The sequence below is a fragment of the Vibrio sp. QJM3NY_39 genome, from assembly GCF_057785895.1.
In genome coordinates, this window is the sequence record NZ_CM173505.1 from 569,341 (window position 1) to 588,291 (window position 18,951).

The window sequence follows — 18,951 nt, forward strand, 5'->3', positions numbered from 1 at the left end:
GCTGACACTCGGTGTGAGTGTGCTTTGGTTTTGTTTTATTGAGCTTTCCAAGGGTTGCGATAGTCAACGTTGAGTCTGTCGAGTAATGGCAGGTGACCCTTTAGGCGAGACAAGTAATCTAGCCAGTTTCGGTTGTTTTTATGTGTCCAACATCCTTCAGCTAAAGCGCTAATTCTTGGGAATACCATGTAATCCATACGCTTTTGATTGGTGACGATCTCACACCATAGAGCACACTGAATTCCGCGGATCCGCTTACGAATTGGGTCGGTGTCGGATATTTCAGCAAGCGCTTCGTAGGTATAAGCTTGTTCTAATGGGATTACGGCAGCCCAATCTACGCCCGGTTCTTCCGGTGCATAATCTTGGGTCATGTCGAGATAGGTAAATTGTGCCGGTTGCAGCACCACATCAAAGCCTTGGCGAGCGCAATTCACTGCCGCTTCTTCACTGAGCCACGAGTAGATGATGGTCTCTTTACTGACTTTGTCGCCGTGTTGCGCTTCTTCCCAGCCCACCATGCGCTTGCCAAGTTGCTTGAGTTTGTTCTCGGCATAACGGAATAGGTGACCTTGCAAGTCTTTACTGTCTTTATATTGATGCTCTTTCATCAGAGCTTGAGCAGCAGGGCTGTTGCTCCACACTCCTGGTGGCACTTCATCTGCGCCCATGTGGATCAATTCGCTAGGGAAAAGCTCTGCCACTTCTTCAATAACGGCATCTAGGAATTGGTAAGTACCCGGTAAACCTGGATTTAGCACGTTGTCGTTGTAGTGCTGAATGCTCTTGTATTGTGTGGTGTCTGCTTGCTCAACTAGCATGTCTGGCAGTGATTTGATCGCGGCGCGACAGTGTCCTGGGATATCGATTTCAGGAATAACCGTGATACTGCGCTGCTCAGCATATTCAATCACTTCACGAATCTGTTGTTGCGTGTAGAAGCCGCCATAATTGTCAGCAATGTGGGTGTATTGCGGTTCTAGTGCATGATCAGGACCACGCCAAGCGCCGATTTCAGTCAGCTGAGGTAGGCTCTTAATCTCAATTCTCCAACCTTCATCGTCAGTTAGATGCCAATGAAAAACGTTGAACTTGTAGTGCGCCAGTTGATTGATTAAGCGCTTCACTTGCTCTACCGAGTGGAAGTGACGAGCGCAGTCCAACATCATGCCTCGGTATTTGAAACGAGGCTGATCGGCGATTTTGCAACATGGCACAGAGAAGTTCTCGGCATCCAGTTGTTGTACCAATTGAATTAAGCTTGCTACAGCGTGTGTGAAGCCCGATTGGCTACCTGATTCAACCATTATTTGTTGTGTCGTGACGGTTAGCTTGTACTCGGCTTCGTCTAACGTCGGGTTGCTGCGAAATAGAATGTCGCAACTTTCGTCTTTTGAAAGTTCAGTTGAAAGCGCGTTCGAAAGAGATAGTTCAAAGGTAGAAAGCAATTCTTGTTGCAGCCAAGATACTGCCTTATCAGCAAGGTGAGATTGAACCTCAATTCTGCAGTCGTTATTTAGCGCGAATCTACTTAGCGCGAAACTACCTTGCTGAAATTCGATCTGATTCGGCTGAGGAATCAATGCCACTTCAGCTGCGCTTACTTCAGGAATTTGATTGCGTTCACGGTATGGCGAAGCCAGTACAATGGGTGATATCGCGACAGGCAGTACCGATGTTTCTCCATCATGATGTGATTGGATAAAGGCATCATTCAAGCCATCTGAATAGAAACGAAATGGTGCACTTTGAATACTGAATTCAAGGTAGTAATGGTTATTGGCCTTTAACACTGGCGAACTTGGTTTGAACGAGCAATAGCTTCCAACTTGAGTCAGTTCACCTTGCGATAAACTCTCAGGAAGGATGAATCGGTCAAAGGCAAAATGCAGTGACCAATCTTGTACGTCAAGATCACTTAAGTTATGTACCGTAAGGCCAAATCGGCAGTTATTTTTTTGTTCAGAAAGAACAGCTAAGTCGATGCGATAATTCATATAACTTCCCTGCTAAGCCTGTTGATACAAGTTGTGTTGTGGTTTCCCGGCAAACATCAATGCGCCTTCAATAGCGTCGAATTGAGGTTTAACTATCCATTGTTGTACTGGTGGTGATAGCCAGTTGAGAATACGCTCAGCGATACTTCCCATTAAGCACACCTTGTCAGCGCCTTTTCGATGAAGTGCCAAGACAAACATTTCGATATCAGCCGCGGTTTGCTTGAGCATCTCGATAGCCAGTTCATCGCCTTCGTTAGCGAGTTGAAAAATCACTGGTGAGAATTGACCGTAATCCTTTGGAATCGCGCCTTTCGACCACTCCACAATGGCATCCACATCATTATTAAAGTGATTCATGACATGTAGAGTCAGTGGGGTTTTACTGCGAATACCGTCTTCTGCAAGCAAGACTTGTTGAATCAAACGTAAGCCCATCACTGCGCCGCCGCCTTGATCTGAAATCGGGAATTCACGACCGCCAACCACATGTTGCTCACCGTCTTTTAGGTAGATTCCACAAGAACCCGTACCACCAATCATGATTGCGCCGTTTTGGCCGTTGTGAGCACCAATACAAGCTCCATAAGCGTCGGTATTTAGCGTCACGCTTGCGAAAGGCTGTGGTTGAGCCATGAAGTCGAACCATGCTGATTTTTGCTCAGCGCCAGCCAGTGCTAGGCCAACATGCATATTTGAAAAATGGTCTGAGTTGAGTTGCCCTTGTTGTGCCGCTTTTGTGATGGCATCAACAATAGAGTTCATCGCAACATCCACGCCCAATAGGATGTTGGCACTGCCACTTTTCGCTTCACCAATCAGTTTGCCCTGGGCATCTCGAATTCGAGCTCGACAAGATGTACCGCCTCCATCAATACCTACGTAGTAAAGAGTCATGATTATTGCTCCTTACTTTGGGCTAGGAAGTTGAATTGCGAAGCCGTTGCCAATAGGAACCAAGCGCCATGAGGAATCCATTGTTCGCCCCAACGCCAGTTTTGTAGCATGTCGTCTTTTTGAGCTGGTGGATTGAATGCGATATCTTGTTCATCGTCAAAGCCCGCCGTGATGCCGTTGCAGACACCACCTTTTGCATTGAAGAAACCAAGCTGAGGTAGGTAATCTGGGTTGTTATGGCCGTGACCATCGAGCATGCACATATGGTATGGGTTGAGGCCCAAGATCCAATCAAGGCTGTTTTGTGAAAGCTGGATTAGACGCTGTTGAAGGTCATTATCCTTAATGTGCGGTTGAACTAGGTAAGCCATGGTTGCGAGTGAACCAAGGCGAGCATTTTCACCTTGCCACCAGTAACCGGTCTCGTTCTGTTGAGCGACGAAGAAGGCATCACGTTTATCACCATCGACAGATTTAACGTACTGTCTTGGGTAGCCGAATGGGTTGGTGACTTTGTCGGTAATGTTGATTTCGAACTGGCAAGCTTGCTCAACAGCTGTGCGAGCCTGTTCTTTTAATTCAGCATTGGTTTCGTTGTCGATGTATTCGCATAGCGCAATCACCGGAAGGCCAGCTTCTGCTGCATGAAAGTATGGGCGATAGCCATCAGAATTTGCAGACCAGAAGTTCTCAAATGAATTATCTGACTGTTGGCGAGAGATTAAACGAGTCGCCCAAGTTCTTGCTTCTGTTAGGTATTGCTGGTCTTGAGTTACGCGATACAGCTCATTGGCTGCGAGTAGGGCGCAATACTCATCAATGATGTTCTCTTCGCCATCGTTTAGGTACTGGAGGTTGTACTCTTTTAGGTGCCAGTAACCCTTAACAGCCGTTTCAAGGTAGGTGTGGCTCGAGTAACTGCCAGAGGTTTCAAGCTCAGATGCAGCAGCCAGTGCTGCAATAGCAACGCCTGCACCTTGTCGGTAGCCCGCCTGTAAGTCTGTTGATTTATGACCTTCTTGAGTCGCATAAGCGCAGATGTCGCGCTGATTGATATCTTTGCTCCATTTGTCGAATACCGTCATATAGAAGTATCCGTCGGCGTCTTGCATACGTACTAAGAAGTCGGCACCGAACAGAGCCTCTTCCGTTAGACGAGTCATGGAGAATTTCGGGAAGTCTGGATTATGGCTAGTCAAGCGCACACTTTTTAGCATGTTCCAAACAACCATCGGAATCTGTTGAGGATTGAGGTAGTTACCATAAGACAGGTGGCTAAAATACTTACTGACATCTCCTGATGCGTCATACCATCCTCCGTGGACATCGACGTATCTGTCGGTACCTAGAATTTGTGCTTGTCGATCTTTTTTGTCGAAAATACCGCCACAGCGTTGTGACTTAAAGTAATGAAGCACATCAGAGAATGTGTGGTTCATTAATAGGTTGCTACCAATCTCAAATACTTCTGAACGCAGGTTGTCAAAACGTAGGTAGTAGCGACCAGATTCAGTAACTGAACTGAAATCGATAGTGAAGAATTGCCCTTGATGCCAATTTGCTACGCGGCCTTGTTTAACCACATCAAAGCTTCCGACAGTCATATGATTGTCTGCACAGACGAGTAAAGCCGTAGTGCTCGATAGACGAGCTTTCTTTGTTTGTAAGATAGCTTGCTTTGGGCCTGTGGACTCATAGCCAATATGGTTGGTCAATAACAGCATCAATACTCTCCGACAGTCCTAGTTTCTATTGGCTAGGTACTTGAATGTTTTGGATATAAATAGTTAGGGTCCGCAGACCCTAACTTGGACTTTATTGCTTAGCTTTCGTGTAGGTAACAACGTACAAAGTGGTTATCAGCTAACTGTGTAACTCCTGGAAGCTGTTCTTTACACTTGTCCATCGCGTGAGTACAACGGCCTGCAAATGGGCAACCTGCTGATACTGGTGTCCAAAGTGGGATCTCCCCTTTGTTACCTGCTAGTTGGTCGTGGATCGATTTCTTAGGATCTGGAACTGCCGAAACCAATAGCTGAGTGTAAGGGTGTTGAGGGTTAGCAATAACGTCATCGGTATCGCCCCATTCCACCATGTGTCCAACGTACATTACGGAAAGATCTTCAGCGATGTAACGAGCAGTTGCGATGTCGTGAGTGATATAAAGTAGAGACATTTGCTTCTCAAACTTCATCTCTTCCATCAGGTTCAAAACACCAGCACGAATCGATACATCAAGCATTGAGGTTGGCTCATCGGCTAGAACCACTTCCGCACCTACCGCGATGTTACGTGCAAGGTTGACACGTTGACGCTGGCCACCTGAGAGTTGGTGAGGGTACTTTTCTGCCGTCGCTTGCGGTGGTACTAACCCCACTTGCTCTAGAAGATCGTATACACGTTCCTGTAACTCTTTCTTGTTGCCCGGAGATACTTTTTTGTGGATCAACAAAGGGCGAGCGATGTGGTGGAAGATATTGTGCGTTGGGTTCAGTGAACCAAACGGGTCTTGCCATACCATCTGCACACCTTCACGGTAGTGCATGAGATCTTTTCTGCTTGAGATCTCTTGGATATCGCGACCTTTGTATTCGATCGTACCGCCCGAAGGCGCGTACATTTTTGCGATCATTTTTGCTGTTGTTGATTTGCCTGAACCAGACTCACCAACCACCGCTAGGCCACGGCTTTTGTACATCTTGAATGACACGTCGTTAATCGCACGCATCATTGGGGTTTGAATGGTGGTACTGCTTATTGGGAAGTCTTTTACGACATTCTTGCCTTCTACCAATAATTGACCGAAATCTTTGCTCATAATTGTCTCCAGAATCCTTGTTCGCTTTGCTTGCTTTTCGACGGTCGAGCCGCCTTATTCGTTATCCACGCTGATTCAGCGTGCAAGCTATAGCTTTCTTTTTACTATTGGGTCACCGTACAGGTGGCAGTTAGACAAGTGTCCAGGGTCGATAGAGCGCAGCTTGGTTGGCACCTTAGTACAAGCTTCATGTACACGGTCACATCGAGCTTGGAAACGACACCCTTCAGGAATCTCTAGGAGGTTCAGAGGGTTGCCCGGAATACCCGCTAGTTTTGTCTTTGGCCCTGTTAGTGGAGGGAAAGAACTGCCCAGCCCTTTGGTGTAAGGGTGGTAAGGGTTTTCTAGAATATCTTGAGAGTTCGCGACCTCGATAAGTTCACCGGAGTACATGATGCCGATACGGTCAGAGAACTCGACCATCAATGACAAGTCATGGGTGATGAACAGAATTGAGAAACCAAACTCTTCTTTTAGTGCATAGATCTTTTGTAGGATTTCGCGTTGAACAACCACATCAAGCGCGGTCGTTGGCTCATCCATAATGATCAGCTTTGGATTCAATGCTAAAGCGATAGCAATAACTAAGCGTTGACGCATGCCGCCAGAGAATTGGTGAGGGTAGTCACTCAATCGGCTCGGGTGAATATCGACGATTTCAAGTAGACCTTCAGCGCGTTGCTTAGCTTGTTCACGAGTCATGTTGGTGTGATGCATAATCACATCACAGAACTGTTCTTCCATTGGAAGTACAGGGTTGAGTGCGTTCATCGCACTCTGGAATACCATCGACATCTCGCTCCAGCGGAACGCTTGCATACGTTCGTCACTGTATTCAAGGATGTTCTCACCATTGAAGATGACTTCACCACCACTGATGTAAGCGGGCGGCTTATGAAGACGCATAAGAGAGAAAGCAACGGTTGATTTACCACAGCCAGATTCACCAGCTAAGCCGAATACTTCACCCGGAGCGATGTCAAAACTTACGTTATTACACGCGCGAACATCGCCAGACTCTGTGATGTAATCCACGCATAAGTTGCGGATTGAAATTAGTGGTTCAGACATGATTATTTATCTCCGCTCCAAAGTGCATTTTGTGGTGGTAGTTCTGGTTCACGTTCTTCTTTATCTTGAGCCGCTAGTTTTTTCCAACGCTTCATGCCTTTGTGAGAACGCAGTTGCGGGTTGGCAATTTCATCGACCGCGAAGTTAAGTAGAGCAAGGCCAGTTACAAGTAGTGTTAATGCGATACAAGGAGCCAACAGTTCCCACCAAGCGCCAATCAGCATTGATGAAGAGGTTTGAACGTTGTAAAGCATGATTCCCCAGCTGATTGTGTTCGGGTCACCAAGACCTAGGAACGAAATCGTAGCTTCCATCATGATTGCGTACATCACCGAACCGATGAAGCTCGCGCCAACGATAGAGATAAGGTTTGGAAGAATCTCTACGAAGATGATACGGAATGAAGATTCACCCAAAACTTCAGCGGCTTTTACAAACTCTTTTTCACGCAGTGCTAACGTTTGGGAACGAACAACACGCGCGCCCCAAGCCCAGGACATAAAGCCGATAACTAAGGTTATGGTGAGTGGCCCTGCCTCACCGATAAAGGCTGCAACTACGAACAGTAATGGGTATTGAGGAATAACCAACATGATGTTCATTGCGGCTGTCAAAATGTCATCGACACGGCCGCCAAAGTAGCCCGCGGAAACACCGATAACCGTTGCTAGTAAACATACGGTAAGGCCCGCACCAAAACCTACAGCCAGAGATACACGTGCGCCGTATACCACTTGTGACCAAACGTCACGGCCCATACGAGTTGTCCCCAGTACATGGTCTGCCTTCTTAGACATGATAAGTGTGCGACGGTCGTCTGCTAGGTTTTGAGCAACCCAGCCGTCAGGGTTCGTTTGTGCAGACTTTACGACGAAGCCAGGGTACTCGTGTGGGTTACCTGTACGCTTGTCTGGTACATGTTTGGTGATCAATGGAGCCGCAATAGCACCAAGAATAAAAATACTTAGGATGATGACACCGGTTAGGGCCATCGGATTGCGCCAAATGAGTTTTAGAATATCTTTCATGATTATTTACCACCCTTACGAAGACGAGGGTCAAGAACAACGTAAAGCATGTCTGCAACAAGGTTAAAGAACAGCATGAATAGCGTCATGATAAGCAGTTGGCCTTGCAATACTTGGTAGTCACGAGCGTTAATTGCGTTGAAAAGTACGCTACCAAGACCTGGGTAGTTAAAGATGATTTCGATAATTAACTGACCGCCGATTGCCATACCTAGAGACATCGAAAGTGCTGTCACACTTGGTAGCATCGCGTTACGAGCTGCGTAATTGAATACCACTCGGTTTTCGCTAAGGCCTTTGCCTTTCGCCATGGTGATGTAGTCTTCTGCGAGTAGGTTGATCATGTTGTTACGCATGTTTACTAGGAAGCCACCAATTTGAACAACCGAAGCACATACCAGAGGTAAGAAAGCGTGGTAAGCAACGTCTTTGATGAATGCCCAACTTGTCCAGTCAGGTATCGTACCAGCGGTATAGGCGTAGCCAGTTGGGAACCACTTCAAACCAATTGCGAAGGTAAATAGCGCAAGCATGGCAATAACAACTTGAGGAACAGCTTGTAGAATAAGCATCCCTGGAGTCACAAAAGCATCGTATTTACTGCCACGTTTCCACGCTGCAAAAATACCTAGGATTGAGCCAATCGAGAAAGAAAGAATAACGGCAGTGCCTGCTAAGAATAGCGACCAACCGAATGCGCCACCTAACAGTGTATTTACTGAAAGTGGGTAGAATTGAATTGATGTACCAAGCTCCCAGCTTAGAATGTTCTTCATGTATGCGCCGTATTGAACCAGTAAGCCGCCATCAACGAAGCCTAATAGTTCTTTCATTGCCGCAATACGCTCAGGAGTAACTTGTACAGAAGCGTTCGCAAACATCATGGTAACTGGGTCACCAGGCATTGCTCTTGGAATAATAAAGTTTAACGTCGCTGCAACTAATAGCGCGACAAAATAAAATGACAAACGTCTTAAAAAATAACCCATAACTCACACCTTACTCACCCAGATTGTTTCCCTGTTTCTGGATTCAGGTCGCTCCTAGCGAAATTTGGAACGAAAAATCCCCTGACGACTAGCGCCATACTTTCAATTGATAGTGTGGGGATTTTTATAAGCGGCGTAAGAAGTTACGCCGCAAAGATTGAACGATTACTTATTTAACTGGTTTTAGGTCCAGTACATGAAGTAGACGCTCTGGAATACCAGCCCAAATATTTGGACGGCCTTTTGGATTTTCTTCGTTCCACCAACCAGTGAAGCGAGTCGTGTTGTATTGGTACATGTAAGCACCAGACATCACTGGGATTGTCACTTGGTCTGCAGCGATGATTTGCTGGATACCGTGTGCAATATCTAGCTGCTCGTTCTTATCAGCCGTTTTGTAGAAGCTGTTTAGAAGACCATCTAGCTTGTCGTTTTGGTAGAAGTGCATCGCGAAACGAGGCATACCATCACCAGATTGTAGTGATGAGTTGTAAGCACTGTTCCAGTACGTGTATGGATCCGCACCGTGGAAGTAGTTTGTGTATGCTACGTCGTATGTACCTTCAAGCATTGCTTGGTTGTAAACAGAGAAGTCAGGTGTACGAGCTTTCGCTTTAATACCGATTTCGTTTAGCTGTTCTACCGCTAGTTGAACTGTGTTGTTGAAGTCAGTCCAGCCGTTTGGCGATTGAATCATTAGTTCGAAAGACTTGCCTGATGGAGTATCAACAAAACCATCTTTGTTTACATCTTTGAAGCCAGCGTCAGCAAGAAGCTTCTTCGCGCCTTCAGCGTTGTAAGTGTTGAAGCCTTTGTACTTGTCATGAGTTTTTTCATCAGACCAAGCTTCAAATGCGTAGCCAAGACCCGATGCGAAATCGTTCACAGTACCGCCACCGTAGAATGCGATATCGATGATAGTTTGACGGTCAAGAGCCATAGAGAAAGCACGACGGAATTCAACGTTGCTCAATGCTTCATGCTTCGCAGCATCAGGGTGCTTGAAGTTAACTATGAATGCCTGTGTACCTGCTGGCGGGTACCAGTAGTGGTGTTTAGGGCTAGCTGCAGCGTATGTACGATCGATATCTGGAACGAAAGAAGACGTCCAGTCCATTTCACTGTTTACAACTTTACCTAGGAACTGGTCGTTGTTCGCAATTTGTGGAACACGTAGACAGTCAACATCTAGGTTGTCTGCATCCCAGTAGTTCGGGTTAGCACACTGGATGTATAGCTGAGCTGTAAACGTATCGATTTCTGTAAACGGACCAGAACCTACTGGGTTCTCATTGGTAAACGTTGATGGATCTTTCACGCCTTTCCAGATGTGCTTAGGTACTACTGGTACTTTAGCAATCTCGTAAGGTACGTTCGAGTTAGCTTCTGTTAGGCTGAACTTAACTTGGTAGTCGTTCAGTTTTTCTACAGAAGTTACCCAAGAGTTGATGCCAGATTGGTCAAGCTCTGGTTTCTCTTTTACAAGGTTGAAAGAAAAAACAACATCATCAGCAGAGAAAGTTTCTCCGTCAGACCATTTAACACCCTTACGAATGTCGAAAACTACGCTCATCAGATCATCTGACATTGTGAAGTTTTCAGCTAGACGGAACACAGGAGTGTTACCGTGCATTTCGTTAAATACTACTAGCGGCTCATAAAGGAAGTCGGTTGTAGTATGTAGGTTGGTAGCACCAAGGTACGGGTTAAAGTTACGTACGAATGTAGTGTACTCTTTCGGGTGAATAGTCAACTCACTGCGTTCTGCAGCTGTTGCTACTGATGCAAAACCTGTTGTAGCAGTTGCAATAATTGCTGTTGCTATTGCTGTTTTTTTTATATTGGCAAGCATAGCTGTTCCTTACTATTTGCTTTCATTTCACTAATGGATTGAATGTTATCTGTCGCTAAATTGTTTAGTAGATACACACTCTAGTTAAAGGCCTACCTCTTCTTCATTGCTCCAGATTCATCGTTGATTCTGAGAAGTGGTAAGAGTGGCCTGTAGGCCTTTGGCAGGAGTAAGAAAACACCTTATCGATGAATTAATCAAACTCGTTTCCCGTCAAAAACGTTAAAAAGACATAATCCCACGTCATTAACGTCAAAATGGGGTGCTTTGATGGTTTTTTGTGCGTAATTGTTAAGGTGATGTGACTCGCATTTGGTTTTGCTATGTCGGTTAATTGTAAGTGGTCACTAACTTTATAGGCTTTTTATTATAAAGCCTTAGGCTGGAATGATGTAATTGTAGATCTTGGTCACTTGCCGATTTTACGTTAAATTTCCCTAGAAAATTAAATCTGCCGTTCTGTTGTGACTCGCTTCTCAAACTGCAACAAAGAGTCAGAGGAATGTGAAATTCAGCCAAGAAAAAGCTTCCAAAGAGTGATTGAACTGATGATTATTTAAGCTTGAGTAACGTGTCACTTTGCTTGTTTAATACAGTGAAATAAGTGTGTCTGAATAGACGTTATTGTGCTTTGTTCGTGAATGATACTCATAAAAAAGCCCACGCTAGGTGGGCTCCATTATTTACAGTATCGTGATCTTACCTCAGGGTTAGCTGGTCAGTAGTTTCTGTAGTTTATCCCTTAGCATCTCGATATGAGTTCTTTCTGGTGTTTGTTCTTTACAGTGCTCAAGAATGAATTCGATAGAGCTCAGTACCGTTCGCCAGCGAGGTGTTTTCGGTAGAGTTTCTACGCGTAGGTATTTGTCTAGCGTTCTAGTTTGCAGGGTACTACGGTCTAAGTAGACTCGCCACAAGCCACTCTTTTCTGCGAAAGCAAACTTGGTCTCCCCTGTAACCGACTCCCAGTAGATAATGGCATTGGTCATGACATCGACTAGTACTTCACGCATCAGCTCTTGTTTGTTTTTACCTTCACCGGTTGCCTTATCTGCAAGGCGAGTAAATTCACCGCCAAGCTCCTTCAGTTGTTGAAGCTTATCTTTGTCACCTTCAAAGGCGTAGCTTGAAAGTGCCTCAACCGCTGTTTCAAGGTTATTGACTCGGTTTGAGTTAACGCCACCACCGACATTGAAGATATACATGGTGTCGAGCCCTGAGCCTTCAGGTAGCTTAAGGATATCACTTGGAATGCGCTGACGTGTGTCGTCTATATAGATATCAATATCACCACAGTAGTGAGCTTGTTCCACCTTCAGGTATTTAGGCGCGATGATCTCGTCGGCCATTGAGCGCTTGAGTTGTTCTTGCCCGCGTCTAAACAGCTTAGCCGCAGCTTCGTTGGCAAAGCGAATACGTTGGTCTTCTCGAATACAGATGATGGCTTCTGGTGCTGACTCTAATTGTTCTAGCAAGCGTCCTTGAGTTTCTAGTAAGTTCGCTTCAACCATAGCTCGGTGTTTGAGCTCCAGTTGCAGCTGGTCATTCTCAAGGCGTCTTTGTTCAGCCTTACTTGCCGATAAGTGCGCTGTGATTCGAGCCGCCAGTTCCTGTTTGTTAAACGGCTTGGACAAGTAATCGTTGGCACCTGCTTCAAAGCCACGAACACGGTCTTCTGCTTGATTAAGAGCTGTGAGCATGATGATTGGCAATTGTGCATGATCGTATTGCTTACGCAGTGCTTCACAAACCTGATAGCCGCTCATACCTGGCATCATAATGTCGAGCAGAAGTAATTCTGGTTTCTCTTTCTCAATCAGTTCAATCGTTTCTGGGCCGTCACATGCGGTGCGAACTCGATAACCTTCCAATTTCAAGAAGCTGTCTAGCACGCGTAGGTTTACCGGCTCATCATCAGCAATTACTAACAACGGGCCATTCGGGTCTTCACTGATAGCGCTGTTTTCTTGCTGAGTGTTATCAATCAAATCAGGCGCTTGGAAGTGTGAGTAGCTCCCTGATTCATTGTAACTATCCAATTCTTCTTGAGTAGCTAAAGGTAATGTAAAGCTGAATGTAGTGCCAAGCATAGGTTGGCTACTTACGTACAGTGAGCCACCCATTAGCTCAATCAGCTGGCGACTAATGGATAATCCAAGTCCAGCACCTTGGCGATAGTTACTTGAGTCTTGTCCTGCTTGAATCAGTGGTTCAAAGATGTGTTCTAGGTACTCTGCTGGGATACCTTGGCCGGTATCGACAACTTGAACTCGAATATTGTCGTCGATAACACTCGCTGAGATAACAATCTTACCTTCGGATGTGTACTTGATGGCATTGCCGACCAAGTTATACATTACTTGTTCAAGGCGTTGTGGATCAGATGAGACTAAACCTAAGTCACTTGGCACTTGGTTAATAATACGGATCGGTTTGTTGCCTAACAGGTGATGAGATAACTCAAGCACTAAGCTGGTGGCAGCAGATAAATCAACAGCAGACTTCTTAATATCCAAGCTGCCATAGCGCATCTTGTGATAATCAAGCAGGTCATCAACCAGTGTAGCCAACCTCTGACCACTATTGATGATGATATCCAATTGGTACTTCTGGTTGGCAGGAATAGGGCCGTTAGCACCAGATATTAGCGCTTCAGCGATACCAACCATGCCATGCAATGGCGTTCTCAATTCATGTGAGGTGGTGGCTAAGAATTCATCTTTAAGTTTGTTCGCCAGTTGTAACTCTTCGTTTTGCTTTTGAATGGTCTTAAGGTTGTCCTCAAGCTCACCGTTTTGGCTCTTGATGAGCTGCATTTTTTCACGGATCGATCGCTGCATTCTTTCGAAGCTAACCGCGAGTCGACCTATTTCATCTTTGCGTTCGGTATTGATCATGGTTTCATCAAGATCACCAGCAGAGACTTTCTCGGCAGCCCATGTGAGCTTGAGGAGAGGGGAAGTGATGAAATTGGACAGATAATGCGATGCGACAAACACAAGAATGATCGCCGTTAGCATCACGATCACGAAGATCTTCTCTAATTGATGAATACGGGCAAACGCCTCTTTTTCTGGCAGCTCTACGACAAGAGCCCATGTTGCGTATTTCAGCTCAATTGGGGTATATGCTGCGATGATCGCTTGATCTTGAGTGTTGTTGAACGTACCAACGGCTGTTTCGCCAGCCAATGCTTTGTCGACAACGTCTAAGCTTAAATTAATCGACTCTTGCGAATGGGCGAGGCTGCGTGGCAGGTGATCATCACCCACAAGCAGTGTTTGAATATTTGAACTCTTGTTGAGATCCGCAATCAGCTTAGTAATCCCATTGATTGGCAGCCTAAACATGGCGTAACTGTGCAGGTAGCCTTGTTGAACAATAGGCGCACCTAACCAAGCCGTCTGCTTACCGTTCTCATCTTTAAAGTCAGAAACGATAACCGGCGTATAGTCCTCGTTGGATTTACGTTTGTCTTTTACGTCTTTTGCTAAGCGTTGAAAGGTAACGCCTAGGTTTGAATCTTTGTACTTACCTGTTAGCAAGTTAGTGCCGTAATCATCACGCTTAAAGATTGAGTAAGCGACGTTACCGTTAATGTCGACTAATAGAATGTCATCAAAGTCTGAACGCTTAAGCAATTCCTGATATGAGTTATGGTAGCGCTTGTGAAGCAGTCGATAACGTTCGCTGCCAATAAAGCTACTAGATTCTGGAAGAATCGATGTCTTGATTTGATCGCCTGAGCCTTGAATGTAACGCTGCTGCGCATTACTGCGTGCTTCGTCAATATCTAACCCTAAGCGTTGGAATGCATTGATCAAACCATAGAATCGCCCGCCACTGGCATTGGCAAGTTCTGAGCGAACAAAGCCCATGACTTGGGACTCTTGAGCTTGTAGGTAATCGACAATTTGCTGTTGCTTAGTATCACGGACCGAAACAAGGTGCGAAGTACTTTGTTCCTGAAGATCCTGACTGTGCGACTGGAGGAAAAATATCGCGATAAGTGTCACTGGGGTAATACTGAGGACAAGAAATGCCAGCATTAGGGTATTTTGAAGGCGCTTAAACTTCTGCTTACGATAGAATCTAAACATAAATTGGGTACTACTTTCCTTTGATGTACTGCTAAAAGGGGTGAAAACAAGTACAGAGAATAGAATTAACGGGTTCCAATTTAACGAAATTAACGAGTTTTTTTACTTTGACAAGTAAGTGGTATTTAAAGCGTGTGCAAAAGCTCATTTTTATAGAGTTTTGACAAAAATATGAACAGACAGCGCAGATAATGACCCTGCGCTGTGCTAGATAGGCTATTTGTTTGCGTGGTAGATCGCGAATTTAGTGGTCTTATTTAGAGTCGCGCATTTTCCAAACGCTTGTTCAATAATTGGAACGTATTTTAAGAAACTGTTCGCAACAATAATCATCTCGCCAGAACGCTTCAAATGCTTAGGAGCCTGAGCAAGTAAGGTCTCAGTCGCGCTGTAGCTTGTATCCAAACCAGAATGGAATGGTGGATTACTGATGATGAATTGGTAGTCTTTTGACGTATCAGAATAGACATCTGAAGCAAACACATGACCTGTCAAACCATTCGCTTGCAAGGTGGCTTGACTCGATGCTACTGCGAAAGCGCTAATGTCACACATTTCCAGCTCGATATCAGGGTTGCGAGATGCCATTACCGCGCCTAATACACCTGCACCACAACCGAAATCCAGTACCTTACCTTTCAGTTTTGGCAGAGTATCAAGTAGCAGTTGGCTACCTACATCAAATTGGCCGTGACTAAACACTCCTGGAAGGCTTTTTACAGTCAGTGACTGCTCATCAATGTTAACCGTATAGGTTTTAAACCAGTCTTGCAGATTGAAGGCTTGTGGTTGCTCGAAGCATTGACCCCAGTAGAAAGAGCAACGACGTGCCGAATCGTATTTCACGACTTTACCGTAAGGAGCAAACATCTTCTCGATGCTTTTCACGCCTGAACGGTTCTCACCAACCACAACGATTTCGGTATCTTTACCTAGCTTGGCAAATAACATCGCCAACAGAAATTCCGCTTCTGCTTTAGCCTTTGGCCAGTACAGCATCACTAAGTCGGCTTTGGTTTCTTCGGTAAACTCCGCACCATAAAAACGTTGGATGGTGTTGCAGCCTTCTAATTGACGGTAGTAGCTGTAATTAGAGGTAAACACGGTGACTGATTCACAATGTTTCGCTAATTCAACAGGGAATAAGTCTTCTGCCTCACCAGCAACTAAAACATGTTTGCCTTCAAAGTAGGCGAGTTGGCGTTGAGCAATCTGGCTTGGGGCAATATAAGCTGACATAGGACACTCTATTGAATCGTTAGCAAAAAATGAGGGCGGATTTTCGCATAATCCGCCCAAAGCTTGAAGTGTTTAATACGGGTTCGCCAATCAAGTTGACGTCAAGTTCGTTAACTCTTGTCTTGCTGGTTTAAAAAGTCTTTAAACTCTTCATCGTAGATGTTGAATAGGACGATGGTAATCGCAAAGATTAGTGGGCCGTAGATAAGACCAATTAAGCCGAACAATTGAATACCACCTAACAGTGAGAAGAAGATCATCAGGGTATTCATGCCTGCACTGCCTTGCATCAGCAGCGGACGAAGCAGGTTATCAATAGAACCAACAATCGCTACACAGTAAACCGTTAGGAAAATCGCCCACGTGGTATCGCCTGTTAGGAACAAGTAGGTCGCCGCAGGGATCCAGATTAGAGCGGTCCCCACAACTGGGATGAAAGAGGCAAAGCCCATCATGGTGCCCCAGAATAGGCCTGGGAAACCGGCAATCCACATACCTAACCCGCCCGCAAAACCTTGCGCTATTGCGGTTAAGAATGAACCCATTACAGCTGATTTAGATACTTGCTCAATCTCTGTTAGAAGCTTGTCTTCTTGGCTGCGAGATAAAGGAAGAATATGACGAACCACACTGATGATTTTGTCGTGATCTCTTAGTAGGAAGAACAGAACAAACAGCATCAAGAAGAAATCCATCAAGAAATTTGTCGCATCACCAAGGATTTTTGCACTGATACCAACCAATTTTGAACCAAAGCTGGTCGCAAATTCACCGACTTTCTGTGCGATGGCTTGAGGCTCAATGTTGTCGAAAGGCAAGTAGTTATTCACAAATGACAGCGCTTTGACCACTAATGGGTGTGCAAACAGAGTCTGAATACCGCCGTGGGTCACCCATTGGTAGGTGTTTTGAGAGAACAGAGAACCTTGCTGAACAATTGCGGCGAATACTGCCAATAAAGGGATAACAATAATGAAAGTCAGAATCACACAAGACAGCAGAGAGACGATGTTTTCTTTATTCGGGAGCTTTTTTTCAAGCCACTCATGGATTGGGAACATCAATAGTGAAATGATAAAGGCCATCACGATTGAGTTGACGTACGGCTCTATAAGCAAGTAACAAGCATAAGCCGCCGCAAGTAGGGCAATGATGATCACCCAGTGGCTAGTATTGATTTTGAGTTTTTCTGACACGTTAATGGTCTCTATATTTGCGTTCTGAGTTTATAATGGCTGCAAAACAGAGAGTTAGCAATGAGGAGTTTTGATAATGGGATGCTGTAATAAAGATAAGAAATGCCAAGATGAAGAACAGCAAACAAAAAAAGAGATCCCTTGGTTCAGAATGTTCCTTGGTACCTTGATGTTGTTGGTTTTTCTTTTCTGGGAACGTTAGGCGTTTTTAGTTCAGTTTTAGCCTTAATCGAAGGGTAAGTAAGCTGTTATATTTGTGGTTAGCGAGCGTGATGTATTAAAAAGGGCTGCATCTAATGCAGCCCTAAATTCAATCGGTTAGCGACTTATAAAGTGCTTTCGACTATTTGCTTTCAGCAGCAATGATCGCAAGAGAGCGATCAGCAGCTTCTAGTGTTGCATCCAGTTCTTTTGAACCATGAGCAAGAGAAGTAAAGCTTGCTTCGAATGCTGAAGGTGCAAGGTAAACACCGTGATCTAACATTAGGTGGAAGAAGCGCTTGAAGCGTTCGACATCACACTTAGTTACATCTTCGTAGCACGTCACAGTTTCTTGGTCAGTGAAGAAGAAACCAAACATACCGCCAACTTGGTGAACTAGCATTGGAATGCCGTGCTTGTCTGCTAGTTGCTTGAAGCCATTAGCCAGTTGCTTAGTTTTTGATGCTAGACGCTTTTCGTTGCCTTCCTCTCTTAGAAGGTTCAAACACGCGTAGCCAGCTGCCATAGCAACAGGGTTACCTGAAAGCGTCCCCGCTTGGTAAACAGGGCCAGTTGGTGCGATGTATTGCATCACGTCTTTACGACCACCGAAAGCACCCACAGGCATGCCGCCGCCAATCACTTTACCAAGACACGTTAGGTCTGGCTTGATGTTGTAGTAAGCCTGAGCACAACCTTCAGCAACGCGGAAACCTGTCATTACTTCATCAAAGATCAGCAACGCACCTTCTTGGTCACAGATTTCACGTAGACCTTCGTGGAAGCCTTCGACAGGAGGGATGCAGTTCATGTTACCCGCGACTGGCTCAACGATGATACAAGCGATCTCGCCTTTGTTTGCTGCGAAGATTTCGCGTACTGAATCTAGATTGTTGAAGGTTGCTGTTAGCGTTAGTTTCGCAAAATCAGCTGGTACGCCAGGAGAGCTTGGTTGACCTAAAGTCAGTGCACCAGAACCTGCTTTTACCAGTAGGCTGTCTGCGTGACCGTGGTAACAGCCTTCAAACTTAAGAATTTTGTCACGGCCAGTAAAGCCACGAGCAAGACGAATCGCACTCATTGTTGCTTCTGTACCTGAGCTCACCATACGCAGCTGTTCCATTGATGGAACCATCTCAGAGACAAGTTCAGCCATTTTAATTTCAGTTTCGGTTGGAGCACCGAAGCTAAGGCCGCGTTGCGCTGCATCAATGACAGCTTCACGGATAACTGCGTGGTTGTGACCAAGGATCATTGGGCCCCAAGAGCCAACGTAATCGATATATGCTTTCCCATCAGCATCAAAAAGAAGTGGGCCGTCAGCTCTATCAACGAAGATTGGAGAACCACCTACACCGTTAAAAGCGCGCACTGGAGAGTTAACGCCACCTGGAATAGTTTGCTGTGCCTTTTGATACAGTTCTGCTGATTTGGTCATTGATATATCCTCTTTTGACTGTCGGACCAATTGGCACGCATTGTACCTATCCAGAATCCAACTAGGAATGCTTTCGCCGATATAATCCCCCGAATCTGGTTGTTTTGTGTGGTTACACGTTTTAA

General features: G+C 45.3%; 13 protein-coding genes. 1 reads left to right on the forward strand and 12 read right to left on the reverse strand.

The genetic code is table 11. The annotated features are described in order from the left end of the window. Positions 1 to 35 precede the first annotated feature (35 nt). The 11 genes from AC3CHU_RS02780 to AC3CHU_RS02830 all read right to left on the reverse strand — a co-directional run bounded on the left by AC3CHU_RS02780 (position 36) and on the right by AC3CHU_RS02830 (position 17,187). A complete protein-coding gene (locus AC3CHU_RS02780; RefSeq protein ID WP_488525031.1) occupies positions 36 to 1,997 on the reverse strand; it encodes a beta-N-acetylhexosaminidase in 1,962 nt (653 codons plus the stop codon). Positions 1,998 to 2,009: 12 nt separating this feature from the next. Further along, a complete protein-coding gene (locus tag AC3CHU_RS02785; RefSeq protein ID WP_146454923.1) occupies positions 2,010 to 2,894 on the reverse strand; it encodes a glucosamine kinase nucleotide-binding domain-containing protein in 885 nt (294 codons plus the stop codon). Positions 2,895 to 2,896: 2 nt separating this feature from the next. Further along, on the reverse strand, positions 2,897 to 4,618 hold the full coding sequence (locus tag AC3CHU_RS02790; RefSeq protein WP_488525032.1) for a glycoside hydrolase family 9 protein: 1,722 nt from the start codon (positions 4,616 to 4,618) through the stop codon (positions 2,897 to 2,899). Positions 4,619 to 4,716: 98 nt separating this feature from the next. Then, a complete protein-coding gene (locus AC3CHU_RS02795; RefSeq protein ID WP_017080764.1) occupies positions 4,717 to 5,712 on the reverse strand; it encodes an ABC transporter ATP-binding protein in 996 nt (331 codons plus the stop codon). Positions 5,713 to 5,799: 87 nt separating this feature from the next. After that, positions 5,800 to 6,783 carry an ABC transporter ATP-binding protein gene (locus AC3CHU_RS02800; RefSeq protein ID WP_488525033.1) on the reverse strand — a complete coding sequence of 328 codons (984 nt, stop codon included), beginning with the start codon at positions 6,781 to 6,783 and terminating at the stop codon, positions 5,800 to 5,802. Positions 6,784 to 6,785: 2 nt separating this feature from the next. Further along, positions 6,786 to 7,811, reverse strand: a complete 1,026-nt coding sequence (locus AC3CHU_RS02805) for an ABC transporter permease (RefSeq protein WP_004734531.1) — start codon at positions 7,809 to 7,811, stop codon at positions 6,786 to 6,788. Positions 7,812 to 7,813: 2 nt separating this feature from the next. Next, the gene (locus AC3CHU_RS02810) at positions 7,814 to 8,800 is read right to left on the reverse strand and encodes an ABC transporter permease (RefSeq protein WP_004734532.1); all 987 of its coding nucleotides are present in this window, start codon (positions 8,798 to 8,800) and stop codon (positions 7,814 to 7,816) included. A 169-nt stretch (positions 8,801 to 8,969) separates the two neighbouring features. Further along, on the reverse strand, positions 8,970 to 10,652 hold the full coding sequence (locus tag AC3CHU_RS02815; protein ID WP_488525034.1) for an ABC transporter substrate-binding protein: 1,683 nt from the start codon (positions 10,650 to 10,652) through the stop codon (positions 8,970 to 8,972). Positions 10,653 to 11,362: 710 nt separating this feature from the next. Then, on the reverse strand, positions 11,363 to 14,752 hold the full coding sequence (locus AC3CHU_RS02820; protein WP_488525035.1) for a response regulator: 3,390 nt from the start codon (positions 14,750 to 14,752) through the stop codon (positions 11,363 to 11,365). Positions 14,753 to 14,968: 216 nt separating this feature from the next. Further along, positions 14,969 to 15,991 carry a 16S rRNA (guanine(1207)-N(2))-methyltransferase RsmC gene (gene rsmC, locus AC3CHU_RS02825; RefSeq protein ID WP_054547510.1) on the reverse strand — a complete coding sequence of 341 codons (1,023 nt, stop codon included), beginning with the start codon at positions 15,989 to 15,991 and terminating at the stop codon, positions 14,969 to 14,971. A 110-nt stretch (positions 15,992 to 16,101) separates the two neighbouring features. After that, on the reverse strand, positions 16,102 to 17,187 hold the full coding sequence (locus AC3CHU_RS02830; RefSeq protein ID WP_004734536.1) for an AI-2E family transporter: 1,086 nt from the start codon (positions 17,185 to 17,187) through the stop codon (positions 16,102 to 16,104). Positions 17,188 to 17,263: 76 nt separating this feature from the next. Here AC3CHU_RS02830 and AC3CHU_RS02835 point away from each other — a divergent pair, with 76 nt between their 5' ends. Next, on the forward strand, positions 17,264 to 17,389 hold the full coding sequence (locus tag AC3CHU_RS02835; protein WP_004734537.1) for a hypothetical protein: 126 nt from the start codon (positions 17,264 to 17,266) through the stop codon (positions 17,387 to 17,389). Positions 17,390 to 17,530: 141 nt separating this feature from the next. Here AC3CHU_RS02835 and hemL read toward each other — a convergent pair whose 3' ends face one another. Beyond that, positions 17,531 to 18,826, reverse strand: coding sequence for a glutamate-1-semialdehyde 2,1-aminomutase (gene hemL / locus AC3CHU_RS02840; protein ID WP_017084255.1), 1,296 nt, complete (start codon positions 18,824 to 18,826; stop codon positions 17,531 to 17,533). Positions 18,827 to 18,951: the final 125 nt, after the last annotated feature.

Excerpts from the sequence above, each read along its gene's own strand:
- AC3CHU_RS02795 (WP_017080764.1), bottom strand. The coding sequence starts at position 5,712 with ATGAGCAAAGATTTCGGTCAATTATTGGTAGAAGGCAAGAATGTCGTA.
- rsmC (WP_054547510.1), bottom strand. The coding sequence starts at position 15,991 with ATGTCAGCTTATATTGCCCCAAGCCAGATTGCTCAACGCCAACTCGCC.
- AC3CHU_RS02805 (WP_004734531.1), bottom strand. The coding sequence starts at position 7,811 with ATGAAAGATATTCTAAAACTCATTTGGCGCAATCCGATGGCCCTAACC.
- AC3CHU_RS02815 (WP_488525034.1), bottom strand. The coding sequence starts at position 10,652 with ATGCTTGCCAATATAAAAAAAACAGCAATAGCAACAGCAATTATTGCA.
- AC3CHU_RS02785 (WP_146454923.1), bottom strand. The coding sequence starts at position 2,894 with ATGACTCTTTACTACGTAGGTATTGATGGAGGCGGTACATCTTGTCGA.
- AC3CHU_RS02835 (WP_004734537.1), top strand. The coding sequence starts at position 17,264 with ATGGGATGCTGTAATAAAGATAAGAAATGCCAAGATGAAGAACAGCAA.
- AC3CHU_RS02810 (WP_004734532.1), bottom strand. The coding sequence starts at position 8,800 with ATGGGTTATTTTTTAAGACGTTTGTCATTTTATTTTGTCGCGCTATTA.
- AC3CHU_RS02820 (WP_488525035.1), bottom strand. The coding sequence starts at position 14,752 with ATGTTTAGATTCTATCGTAAGCAGAAGTTTAAGCGCCTTCAAAATACC.
- AC3CHU_RS02790 (WP_488525032.1), bottom strand. The coding sequence starts at position 4,618 with ATGCTGTTATTGACCAACCATATTGGCTATGAGTCCACAGGCCCAAAG.
- hemL (WP_017084255.1), bottom strand. The coding sequence starts at position 18,826 with ATGACCAAATCAGCAGAACTGTATCAAAAGGCACAGCAAACTATTCCA.
- AC3CHU_RS02780 (WP_488525031.1), bottom strand. The coding sequence starts at position 1,997 with ATGAATTATCGCATCGACTTAGCTGTTCTTTCTGAACAAAAAAATAAC.
- AC3CHU_RS02800 (WP_488525033.1), bottom strand. The coding sequence starts at position 6,783 with ATGTCTGAACCACTAATTTCAATCCGCAACTTATGCGTGGATTACATC.